General features: G+C 61.8%; 7 protein-coding genes and 2 pseudogenes. 4 read left to right on the forward strand and 5 right to left on the reverse strand.

The window, feature by feature from the left end; genetic code table 11:
- Window positions 1-81: 81 nt before the first annotated feature.
- The 3 genes from NOV72_RS09525 (at window position 82) to NOV72_RS09535 (ending at window position 4,868) form a co-directional block, all read left to right on the forward strand.
- A complete protein-coding gene (locus NOV72_RS09525) occupies window positions 82-1,332 on the forward strand; it encodes an MFS transporter (protein ID WP_106854326.1) in 1,251 nt (416 codons plus the stop codon).
- Window positions 1,333-1,428: 96 nt separating this feature from the next.
- Window positions 1,429-2,514 carry a porin gene (locus NOV72_RS09530; protein ID WP_106854327.1) on the forward strand — a complete coding sequence of 362 codons (1,086 nt, stop codon included), beginning with the start codon at window positions 1,429-1,431 and terminating at the stop codon, window positions 2,512-2,514.
- 413 nt (window positions 2,515-2,927) lie between these two features.
- Complete coding sequence (locus NOV72_RS09535; RefSeq protein WP_106854376.1) at window positions 2,928-4,868, forward strand: phage integrase family protein; 1,941 nt, start codon at window positions 2,928-2,930, stop codon at window positions 4,866-4,868.
- Between the two features lie 43 nt (window positions 4,869-4,911).
- On the opposite strand, the gene NOV72_RS09540 is transcribed toward NOV72_RS09535, so the two are convergent.
- The gene (locus NOV72_RS09540) at window positions 4,912-6,081 is read right to left on the reverse strand and encodes an MFS transporter (RefSeq protein ID WP_106854328.1); all 1,170 of its coding nucleotides are present in this window, start codon (window positions 6,079-6,081) and stop codon (window positions 4,912-4,914) included.
- Window positions 6,082-6,338: 257 nt separating this feature from the next.
- A pseudogene (locus tag NOV72_RS09545) lies at window positions 6,339-6,470 on the reverse strand (DUF3562 domain-containing protein); the annotation flags it as partial.
- A gap of 208 nt (window positions 6,471-6,678) precedes the next feature.
- Between NOV72_RS09545 and NOV72_RS32675 the strand changes: the two are divergent.
- Window positions 6,679-6,771, forward strand: a pseudogene (locus NOV72_RS32675) (FAD-binding protein); the annotation flags it as partial.
- A gap of 163 nt (window positions 6,772-6,934) precedes the next feature.
- Here the strand turns inward: NOV72_RS32675 and NOV72_RS09555 are convergent.
- The 3 genes from NOV72_RS09555 to NOV72_RS09565 all read right to left on the reverse strand — a co-directional run bounded on the left by NOV72_RS09555 (window position 6,935) and on the right by NOV72_RS09565 (window position 12,080).
- Window positions 6,935-7,705, reverse strand: a complete 771-nt coding sequence (locus NOV72_RS09555) for a DUF3047 domain-containing protein (RefSeq protein WP_106854377.1) — start codon at window positions 7,703-7,705, stop codon at window positions 6,935-6,937.
- A gap of 68 nt (window positions 7,706-7,773) precedes the next feature.
- Window positions 7,774-10,119 carry a beta-galactosidase gene (locus NOV72_RS09560; RefSeq protein ID WP_245932958.1) on the reverse strand — a complete coding sequence of 782 codons (2,346 nt, stop codon included), beginning with the start codon at window positions 10,117-10,119 and terminating at the stop codon, window positions 7,774-7,776.
- Window positions 10,116-12,080, reverse strand: a complete 1,965-nt coding sequence (locus NOV72_RS09565; protein WP_106854331.1) for a beta-galactosidase — start codon at window positions 12,078-12,080, stop codon at window positions 10,116-10,118. Before NOV72_RS09565 ends, NOV72_RS09560 begins: the two co-directional genes overlap by 4 nt.
- Window positions 12,081-12,107: the final 27 nt, after the last annotated feature.

The raw sequence follows: 12,107 nt of genomic DNA on the forward strand, positions 1-12,107 counted from the left end.
ACACGCCCGGCGCGCCTCGTGTGCCGGATGCCGAAACGGAAGAAGATAGGGCGGCATACGCACGCTCTGCATGGAGGAGTCGTGGAAAAGAACCTGGCGTCATCGAGTGACGCATCGGGCGCGGACTGGGCCGCGCCGGGCGCTGGCGAAACGGAGGTGAGCCCTTATCGCTGGGTCGCCCTGTTCATCGTGTGGGCGGCATTTCTTCTCAGCTACGTGGACCGCGTCGCATGGAGCACGGTCGCGGCGCCCGTCGGCGCGTCGCTCGGCATCAAGGTGTCGCTGCTGGGCGCCTTCGTCACGGCGTTCTACGCTGGTTATGTGGTGGCGAACATCATCGGCGGCATGCTGACCGATTTTCTCGGCGGGCGCGCCATGATGACGCTCGCCTTGCTTCCGCTCGGTGTCTTCACGTTCTTCTTCGGCGAGACGACGTCGTTGACGGTGGGCATTCTCATTCAACTGGCTATGGGCTTCGCCGCCGGAGCGGACTATTCGGCCGGCATGAAGGTGATTCCCGCATGGTTCACGCGCGACCGCGGACGAGCGATGGGCATCTACACCACGGCGACATCGCTCGCCGTCGTGCTCGCCAACGCCATCGTGCCGACCATTTCCGCGCAGTACGGCTGGTCCAGCGCGTTTCGCATGCTGGGTGTCGCCACGTTCGCGTGGGGCATCGTGTCTCTTCTGTTTCTCAAGAATCGGCCGGGCGGCGAGCGCGCTCCGGTGCGCAACAGCGCGAAAGAAATGCTCGGCCTCTTGCGCAATCGCAATCTGATCTTTCTGTCCATCGCCGGTTGCGGCGGCCTTTGGGCGACCGTGGGCTTCGGCGCATGGGGCAATGCGCTGATGACGCGGCAATACGGCATTTCCTCCGTCGTGGCCGGCTCGATCATCGCGTCCTTCGGCATCGGCGCGGTCATCGCGAAACCGACGCTCGGATGGATCTCCGACCTGCCGGGTGTCTCCCGCCGACTCATGTCCATTCTGGTGCTGGTCGCGTTCGCCATCACGCTGATGGTGTTCGGTATGTGCTCGACGGTCACGCAGTTCTATATCGTCGCACCGGTTCTGGGCGCGTTTTCATATGGCTATCTGCCGGTGTTGATGGCACAGGTGAGCGACGCATCCGGCAAGCGGCTGGCAGGCGCGAGCGCGGGATGGACGAACGCCATCTGGCAAATGGGCAGCGCCGTGTCTCCTCTGGCAGTCGGACATGTCTATGGCGGCACACATTCGATCGTGCTTGCCGTGCTCACGCTTGCCATCGGGCCGGTCGTCGGCTTGATCGCGATGCTGTTCGTGAGCAGGCGCATCGCACAGATCTGATTCGACGCCAGGTCGGACGCAAGTCGAAAAGAATCGACTTGCGTCGCGGCGTGATCAAGTTAAAAAAACTTCAAAAAGCAAAGCAAGGAGACGTGTTTGAAATCGAACCACGCCACGCGATGGGTGAGGACCATGCTCGCCGCTACGATAGGCTCGGCGGCGAGTATTGCAGCACACGCTCAGTCGTCGGTCACGCTATACGGCATTCTCGACTCGGGCGTCGAATATGTGACGCATGCCGCGAAGCAGGGGCCCGGCACCTTGTTTCGCCTCAACACCGGCAATCGCATCAATTCGCGTTGGGGATTCACGGGCCGGGAAGACCTCGGAGCGGGTTTGCGCTCCCTGTTCACGCTGGAATCCGGCTTCGCGACGAACAACGGCACACTGCAGCAGGGCGGCCGGCTGTTCGGCCGCCAGGCGTTCGTCGGCCTGGAAAGCGATAAATTCGGCGCCGTGATGGCCGGCCGGCAGATGACGCCGATGTATCGCTTCTTCCTGGCGCTCGACCCGCTCAATTATTCCAGCTATGGCTTGTCGGCTCAGGACGCGCAATTTGTCGGGCGTGCCGACAACGCGCTGGAGTATCTGGGACACGCCGGTCCGTTCGAGCTGAACGCGCTCTACAGCTTCGGCTACGATTCGACGATCGCAAATGGCGTGCAGGTGCCGGGAGAATTCCGTGTCGGCAAGCAGTTCGACATCGGTGCCCGGTATCGTCAGGGGCCGTTCAACCTGACGTTCGCCTATGAGCAACGACAGGGCACGACCGGTGCCTCGTCTGGCGACAGTGAGCGGCGCTATCTCGCTGGCGGATCGTGGGCTATCGGGAACGCGACGTTGTACGCTGGTTATGAACTTCTTCTGAACGACGTCGCGGCGACGATCGCCGCATCACCGCCGCAGACTATGGCATTCGGCGGCCTTCGCTACAAGATCATCCCCGCGTTTCAAGTGTCGGCGGCTTCCTACTATCACGCGTTTCGCACAGTGTCGGCTCACGCGGTAAGTTCAGGTGTCAACGCAGACTACCTGCTGTCCAAGCGCACCACGCTCTACACGGACGTCACGTATGTCATCAACAGCGCGAAGTCCGCCTTGAGCGCGACTGGGTCGACAACCGTAGTGGCGACCGGGGCTAATCAGCTTGCGGTCGTGGTCGGGATCGTGCACGCATTCTGATTCGCACGGCGACAGCGGATCGTCGGGTAACTGATCGGAGGGCGCACAATTGGCTGTTCCGCTCAGGAACCGGACGTCCGGTTCAGAGACGGTGGATGGCGGCTGTGGGTCCGTGAGGCGGCATTCGTCTTGACATGCATACCAACCTTCCAAGAACGCGTATCCCGCCGTGCGCTCAGAGCAACGGCCGGTTGGACTTTGACGTCGGCCTCATGCAGATAAACCGTAACCTCTGAAGCTGTTACATCGCGATATGCGTCTCAGGCGCGGTTTGCAGCGCGGTACTTTTCACATGCCGAGCGGCTATTTCAATAAGATTGATTATCGAAATAGCGCTGTTGGCGATGCGGGGTGGACAAGGGTAGCGACCGTGCCATAGTCTCTTGAACTGCTGCTCGCGTCAGGAGGCCAACGTGAAGCATTCGTCTCGAATCGATCTGCAGGGGCAAGCGTATGTCGGGTTTCCCGATCACGCCTCCCTCGCAGCACTGCGCACGTGGTACGAGGGCCTTTCAGCCCGTGTGGCCGTCGAGCGTCATTTGTCGCACAGGCGAGCTCAAGCGCAGTCCTCACGCGGCATTCTGGGTCGTATCCGGCGCCGCTTGATCGACATTGCTGAATTGAACGGACGAGACGATCTGGCCGCTGTTTTCGTCGATCGAAGCAAAGATCGCACTCGGCAGGGTATGCGGATTCATCGCGCGATCGAAGCATTGCGGGGACTCCATGACCGCGAGCCTCGGATCAACGACGACATCGCCTTCTGGCTGCCGCAACGGGCGAATCGGGTGCTAAAGAGCCAGGGCATCACGACGCTCGCCGAGCTGACGCTGCGGGTTCCTCGCCGTCATCTCTGGTGGACCGACATCGATGGTATCGGCGCAGCGTTGGCACGCGATATAGAAGCGCTCTTTTCGCGTCATCCGTTGCTGAACGAATCTGCGCGTCGACTGGTGGAACGGTTCCAACCGAATAACCGTGTCAGTTGGCGTCAGATCACGTCTCCCCGTAGCCGAGACGGTTCGAGAAATAAATATCGCGCTCCGAAGGCAAGGTGCCTGCTGAATGTCACGACCGATCGGCAGCCGATCGAAGCATGGCTGACGATGCATGAGACGGACGCTACGTCGAGGGCCTATCGCAAAGAAGCTGAGCGGCTCCTACTTTGGGCTAATCTCGAACGCAAGCGGGCGCTCTCATCATTGAACACCAGCGACGCCATTGCCTACAGAACGTTCCTGCGCTCTCCTGAACCGAGAGAACAGTGGGTGGGTGCCCGGCGATGCCGCCTCTCGGACGGCTGGAGTCCATTCTTCTCCCGACTACGACCGTCATCGGTCAACTACGCATTGTCTATGCTATCGGCGATGTTCCGGTGGTTCGTTGCACAGCAGTACGTGGTTGCAAATCCGTTCGCCGGCGTCACCGCCGGAGTCGTGCGTTCAACCGGCCCGATGCGGATCCGATTGCTTCAAGACGACGAGTGGCGATTCGCTAGGCAGATCGCCGACGATTTATCGACACATCACGGGTGGTCGGTGGAAGCAGCTCAACGGCTTCGCTTCATTCTTGACTTCGAACTCGCAACCGGGCTACGCGCAAACGAACTAATCCAGGCACGAGTCGGAGACGTGGTCTTCGGCGATGCCGCCGACATTTGGTTGCGCTTGATAGGGAAGGGGCGACGCGCTGCCAGAGTCGCGGTGCCGCCGCTTGGGATGCAAGCACTTCAAACCTATCTTCAGCAGCGAGGCCTACCCGGGGACCCACGCCGCTGCAATCGGAACCTCCCGCTTGTGCCCGCACTCGGCAACAGTCGATCAGCGAGCGTTTCCGGGACACGCCTGCGCGCCGTGCTGAAGCGATTCTTACGCCTTGTCGCCAATCAGATCCGGACGACCGACTCCTCTGTCGCACACAAGCTCGAACATGCAAGTCCGCATTGGCTCCGACACACGCACGCGACGTTCGCCTTGGCGCGCGGGGTAGAACTGCGCAACGTTCGTGATGACCTCCGGCATGCCTCCATCGCCACCACCTCGCAATACGTTCACGGCGCCGAGCTCCTTCGGATGCAACAACTCGGCGCGGCATTTGGCACGAATCTATGGTGGTTTCCCCGGATCCTGTTTTTTGACTGGACAGATGCGCGTTCCGCATCAAGGTTGATCGATTCTTTGATTAGCAAAACCAATTCTTCACGATCAGCGGGCCGCACCCAGAAATCGGCAAGGCGGCGGTTTCCCCGTGGCGCACCTGAACGAAGCGGGCGAGGCGGATTCGGTGGTCATCAATCATCGCCCGCTCGAAGCCGCGATGCTGTTTTCGAAGCTGATGCGCGAGCGTGTCGATGAGTGGTTCCGCGATTTGTATCTCGGCGATCGGGCGTGACGGATCTCAGGCGTTCGACAGTGCGTCGACGCCACGCCGGTCGCGCACGATCGCGAGCATGAGCGCCATCAGTCCGCATAGCGTGATGAGCGCCATCAGCACGCCCGCGCCCATGTGGACCAGCACCCAGCCGCCGAGCGCCGGAAAGCCGAACACGCCGAGAAAATACGACGCGACGAACCATGTCAGCGCGGCGTGGCGGTGCGTTGCGCCGGAATCGGCGACGACCTGCGTTTCGATGACCGGATAGACCAGTCCGAAGCCGGTGCCGAGCAACACCGCGCTCGCCGAATGGAACATCACGTGATAAGGCGCGGCGAACGTCGCCAGGACGCCGAGCACCATGAGCGTGAGCAGGACTTTCGTCGCCAGGTCGCGGCGCGCGCGAATTACGAACTGCCCGAGCAGCCATCGCGTCGCGGCGACCGTCACGGCGTAGACGCTGAAGAACGTGCTCGCATGCGCGCCCGTGCCCTGCATGATCGACATCTGAAAGGTCATGAGGCCCGAGAACACGCACGCGCCCAGCGCGATCATCACGATCGGATAGATGGCGCGCGTGCGAAATATCGCGTGCATGTCGCGCAGCTTTTGCGTTCCGATCGGGGTTGCATGAGTGCGTGGCGCGATTCTGCCGAAACTCTCCAGCATGAGCGCGCCGATGATGCACAGCCCGCCGATCAGGTACAGCACGCTGCTGACGGGCCAGTGCCAATAGCGGATCGCGAGCGCAGCAAGTCCCGGTCCGCCGGTCATGCCCGTCATTTGAAACGTGCCGAGGCGAAGAAACCAGCGGCCACGCTCGGCATCGGTCGTGCGCTCGGCAAGCGACATCGGCGCGGCCAGATAGAACGCGCCCCATCCGAAACCCATAAGGAAGCCGGGCAGCAGGTTCAGTGCACTCACGCGCTCGATGAAGCCGAAACCCGCCAGCCCTACGGCGATGAACAGCCCTGACAAGGCGGTCATGCGCGCGGCCCCGATGCGCTGCGCGAACCAGCCGACGAGCGAGACGCCGCTGAAAGTACCGAGCATGGCGCCTGCCAAAGCTTCGCCCGTGTCGAGATCGCTGCCGCCGATGAGACGGAAGTGCATCGACAAGAGAAAGGTTGCTCCATACCCGCAAGCGGTGAGCAGAGTGCCGATCAGCACGAGGACGGCGCTGAATGGACGCATGACGATCCTTCCGGGACACGTGACGGGATCAGGCAGGACGGCACGAACCTGCATCGCACGATCGCATGATAGCAGCAGCGATTACTCCCGTTGATTCATCGCCGTGTCCGCATTTTTTTCGTGGCTCATCGAGCTTTTTCGGAAGCGCGGCGCGGACTTTTACTCGAAAAAATTCCTCGTCGACGTGCATGTAGGTGCGTCGATTGATGACTTTGAAGGTTGTCCCGTACACGCCGGGCCACGAGGACCGACAATTAATCCATGATTCGTGCCCCTTCGCTGTACTCCGCCCAAGTCTCCTCGAACAACCTTGAGTCCGTTTCTTCAGGAGTATTGGTGTCCGCTGCGATCATCCGGACGATTTCATTGTCGACATTGGGCATGGTCATCGCAGACTCCTTTCGAACGTTACACGAGTCGGGTTGCTTGGTGGCGATCTCGCGCGTGGGCAAGGTGCCGCTGTCACGGCGAGACGCAGGCTGATGCCGACGCCGAACGCTAAGGTTCTTCACCACACGCTCTCGTGAAGCAAATTGAAGCTTGTTGGGATGAAAAACATAAAATGAGCGCGGTCTCCCATGGCTGCTCCCGACTGCCGGCGAGGTCGAAGTCGTCCCAACGGCGCATTACATGATGGGCGGCGTGGTGTTCAAGGCGGATTGCCAGACGGAATTGACCGGACTGTTTGCCGTCCTCGCGGAAGCCCGGAATCTCGGGACGCGCACCGACGAGCACATGTGGGAGGCGGAGCTTAGGCGAATGGAAGGCGAACTCCGGTGGATGCCAGAATGCCAGGTTATTCGAATTGCCGGCTGGGATCAGTCCCGTCCGGTCGTGGCTTTCGTTTTGGCAATCACTGGCCCGGCAGAGCCCGGATGTCTCCATACCAGGCGCGTGCGGTAGTGGCAGTGTTGTCGGTATCGGTCAGCAGGCCGTAGCCGGTGATACGCCCCGGCGGCTCATGAAAGACCTTTTCGTAGTCTTGCACGATGTTGCGGCGTAACGTTTGCCACTGGCCCGCATCGCCCGGTTGACCGGAGACGACGATCATCTGCACGCGACCCGTATGCGGGTTGGGGATGACGCTGCCCGGGGCGGCAGTGGTCGACCAGATGTACATCAGTGTCGCGTATGGCAGGTCTTGCCCGCCGATGCGCTTCGCCACTTCCATGCTGGCCCGGTCGAAAAGCGAGAGCTTGCTTTTGTCGCCGTCGAATACGAACACCAGTCGCGCCGGCGCGTCCTCCTTTGATCCGTTGCGGTTATCGGCGCCCTCGATACGCCCTTCCGCTTTCCAGCGCCATGACACGACCGGCGTTTGATTCAGATCGATATCACCCTCATGCATTAGCGCAGAGGCCGAGTGGTCCGCGTCCGCTTGCAGAACGGTCGTATGATCGTCGCGAACCAGCGTGTAATGCGTCATGGGTTTTCCTTTCACTACCGGCAGATTTTTCCACCCCGCGGGCAATGTTCCGCCCGCCTCCGCAGTTGAAAAGCTGACACCCGGGTTCTTGTTCTGTGCGAGGACGAAGACTGGCGAAACCACGAGCGCGCTGAACATGACAGCCCCAAAAAGACGGGCCGTTCTCTTCCGTGCTTTCGGGGTGAAAGGAAGATGCATGTCTTGCCTCATTCCGCCGTTCGTTGTCGTTCATTGTAGCGGGCCAGGCTTTGAGCCTCGCGTCGACGTCAGCCGGAAGGAAACGTGACGATCACTTCGTATTCCGGGGTCCAGCCTATTTTGCGCACTTCGGCGACGTGTTCTTCGCCAGACGGACGCGGGTCATGACGCACATCGAGATAAATCGGCGCATCGGTTCGCAGCGGCAACACGGTGAGAGTGAGCGGCGCGCGCGGATCGATCGCGACATTGCGAACACCAATACGCCACGGCAAGCCATTGCAGAAATGATCGTCGATCAGGTTCGTACCCGAGAACAGCCTCCCGATATCGCCGCTGTAATCGATCGTCAGATGAGCGTTGCAGAGGCCGTGCGCCATGAGCGCTTGTTCAGGCAGGTCGATACGCCATGCGCCTGCCTGACCGAAGGTTTCTGGCGTCGGCTCGATGGCCGCGTGCGCCGCGCCGCCGATTCGCACGGACGGAACGGCACGAGCCACGCGCACTTGTGTCACTCCGACATTCACATGAACCTCAGGCACCTCGACGAGAAAGCGCTGAAACGCATCGTCGCGCGGCAATGTAACGAGCGCGTGCGCCGTCTCAGGCGCGCGATCGAACGGCGGATAGACCGCGAACTCGAACGAAGCCACGCCCATCGAACGCATGACGAGCGTGCGGTCGCGTTCGAATACGAGCGCGTTCGAGAGAATCAGGTGACGCTTCCCGACGATCGACAGCACACTCGCGCGGGCGGCATCTTCGCGAGCGAGCAGCAACACGCCAATGTTCGTGCCGTCCGCGCACGCGATGTTCGTCATCTGTCCCGGCGTGGGACGAACGATGCAGACTGCTTCGTCGCGCGTAGCGTCGAAAGCAAATTCAGCCGCGACGCCGTCCGTTTCGACGAATACATACACGTCTCCGTCCAGTCGCGTGACAGGCTGCGCGGTCGCATAACGCAGACGTGCGCCGCCGAGCGTCAAGCCGAGCGGCCACACGAAGAACGCGCCCGCTGCGATGTCCACCGGTTTCTCGGGCAGCGTGATCGTGTCCGTCGCAAGCTTCACGGAAAACCGCACGTCTTCGCACGCGGACATCGAATGCTGGCGAAGGTGACGGTTGAAGAACAGAAAGCCGCTGTCGCCTTGCGCGCGCACTGAAAAACGCGGTGTGTGGAGATCGTCCGCGCCGCATGAAAGAACCTCGGGCGCATGCACGGCACACGGCGCGAGCGCATCGCCCCATTCCTTCAGAAAGAGATGTATGGGCCGCACCGCGCCCAGCACCGGATGCGCCTCGCCGTTCGCGCCGAACGGCGCCTGAAAATCGTAATGGATGATCGGCAGATCGTTATAGCCTCCGGTCGCGGTGGATTCCTGTCCGTTCAGATCGCCGGGCGGATTGCGTCCGCCGTGCAGCATGTAGTAGCCGTATAGATTGACGCCCGAGCCGAGTTGCACCGGTAGCATCGCGGCGATATCGGCGGGATCGAGTACCGGCCGCCGCCGATACATCGTCGGTACGCCGCCACCGAATTCCGCGCCCAGAAAGGGTGTTTCGTGCGCGACGGCATCGGCATCGCCGGGTTCGACGTTGTGTGTCTGCGCGCCGAGATCGCCGCCGACGCGGTTCGTGAAGCGAAAACCATACACCTCGTTCGGCGGCGACATCGATGTTGACGTGCCCCACGGCAGATCCGGATAGCCGCCGAAGACCGGCGTCACATCGCGATGCGGAAACACCGCGTTGTCCCATCCGGTCACCGTATAAAGCGGCACGTCGAGTCCGGCGTCAACGGCGAGACGCCCGAGCGTCGCGATGTGCGCCGGACCTTGTTGCGCGCCGGTCAGGTTGTACTCGTTCTCCAGTTGCACGCCGATCACCGGTCCGCCCTCCTTCCACAACAGACCGTCGAGTTGCCGCGCGATCGCATCGAAAAAACGCCGCACGTAGTCCAGGTAAAGCGGATCGTCTGCGCGCGTCGGCACCTGATTCACGATCCAGTCGGGCAGGCCGCCATAGCGCACTTCCGCGTGGACCCACGGACCGATGCGCATGAAGACAAGCAAGCCGCGCCGCGCGCAGCCCTGCACGAAGCGCCTCAAGTCGAAGCGCCCGCTCCAGTCGAACGTGCCGGCGCGCGGTTCGTGATAGCGCCACATCACATACGACGCGACGATATCCACGCCCGCCGATTCGACTTTCGCAAGCGTGTCGTCCCAATGCACATCGGGCACGCGCGCGTAGTGCAGCTCGCCCATCACGGGTAACCACGGCGCGCCGTCGCGCGTCAGATAGCGGCTGTTGATGCCGATCGTGCGTCCGTCAGGCGATACGTTCGCACCCATCCTGACGGTGTTTTCCAGCGGCGCGGGCGCGGGACGGCTCGCATCGACACGAAGCGTCTTCACGATGCGATCCACGCGCAAGCATCCGCCGTCGCGAGCGTGCGTTCGCCGAGCACGAAACGGGCATCGGCGGGTGCGGGGGCATCGGCGGTGTGCGGGCCGAAGTTGAACGCGAACGTTACATCGCCGCGACGACGCACGCGCATGCCTTGCGGCAGATGCGTCACCGCGAGACCCGCAGCGCGCGCTGCGCCTTCCAGTAGCGCGCGATGCAATGGCGCATCGAACCAGGCGGCCGCGTATCGCACATTGTCTTTCGCGATGACGGCGGGCCAGTGATCGTCGAAGTGCGCGAGTACCTCAACCTGATCGCTCGCTTCGAGATGCTCGCGCCAGTGGAGCGCAATGCCGATTACGCCGTCGAGCGTGGCCGCCGGTTTCAAGGTCGGGCGCAGCGAATCGACTTCGACGACCTTTGCGGGCAGTACGCTCTGCAGCGTGCCCGGCGGCAATTGCGCGGGTATCGAGAAATCGCTGGTTTTCGATCCCGTGCGTGGGCCGATGACCCATTGCGCATCGCTTTGCGCAATCTTCGCGACGAAGTCGGGCGGCAACACGGCGAGACCTGGCACCACGACGAGCGCGTAACCGGACAGATCGCACCCGGCGGACACGATATCGACATCGAGCGCCATCTCGCGCAGCGTGCGGTAATACTCGAACGCGAGCGTCTGATAATCGAAGCCTTTCGCGTGACGCTGAATTTCGAAGATCCACTGCGTTTCATAGTCGAAGACGAGCGCGACCGGTGCACGAGTGCCTTTCGCCAGTTGACACAGCGTGTCCGATTGCGCGATTTCCCGCGCCACGCGCATGACTTCGCGCCCGCCCGGCGACAACGTGTTGTCTGGCAGATTCAGTCCCGAATGCATTTGCTCCTGTGCAAAGGGCGCTTGCCGCCAGCGGAAATACGACACGAGTTCCGCGCCATGCGCGAACGCTTCGTAAGCCCAGAGGCGCACCATGCCCGGCGCGGGCACCGGATTCCACGGCGCCCAGTTCACGGGACCGGCTTCCTGCTCCATCACCCAGAACCGGCCTTTGCCTATGCCACGATAGCGATCGTGATCGAAGGCCGATACATCCGGATGCCCGGTGCGCGCATAGCGCGCCTTGTCGTCTTCATCGAGCGCGATAACTTCGGTGCGCGCGATCGGATAGCTGTCCCACGCGGCAATATCGATACTGCCATTCGATGCGAATCGATAGTGATCGAAGGTCGTAAAGAGGCCCATGAAGTTGTGCAGCATATCCGCATGCGGCGCGTATTGACGCAACACATCGACCTGCTCGCGATGAAAGCTCGCGACTTCATCGGACATGAAGCGGCGGAAGTCGAGCAGGTGAGTCGGGTTGAGATCGGTGGGCGTGAGATGCGGCAATTCGATGGCATCGAATGACGCGTATTCCATGCTCCAGAACACGTTGCCCCAGCGCTCGTTCAATTGCCCGATGGTTTCATAGCGGCGCGCGAGCCACGCGCGAAAGCGCATGCTCGCGGCCTTCGAATAACTCGGCACGGTATCGTGGCACGCGAGTTCATTGTCCGTCTGCCACGCGATGACAGCGGGATGCGCGCCATAACGCCGGACCATCGCCTCCGTGATACGCACGCATTCGCGCCGATATGCCTCGCTCGACATATCGTAATGACGTCGCGAGCCGTAGTGCATGGTCGTGCCGTCGGCGCGCACGGGAAGAATGTCCGGCATCGCGTCGACGAGCCATTTCGGTGGCGATGCCGTGGGCGTTCCGAGCACGATTTTCAGGCCCGCCGAAGCAAGCGTGTCGATCGCGCGATCGAGCCATGCCCAATCGTAGACGCCCGCGCGCGGCTCCATTCTGCTCCACGCGAATTCCGCGATGCGCACGTGCGTGATGCCGAGTTCCGCCATCCGGCGCGCGTCGTCGGACCACATCGATTCGGGCCAGTGTTCGGGGTAGTAGCAGACGCCGAGTTGCATTGTCGGTTTCTCCGGAAAAAGCAGGAC

This window comes from Caballeronia novacaledonica, assembly GCF_900258035.1.
Taxonomy (GTDB): domain Bacteria; phylum Pseudomonadota; class Gammaproteobacteria; order Burkholderiales; family Burkholderiaceae; genus Caballeronia; species Caballeronia novacaledonica.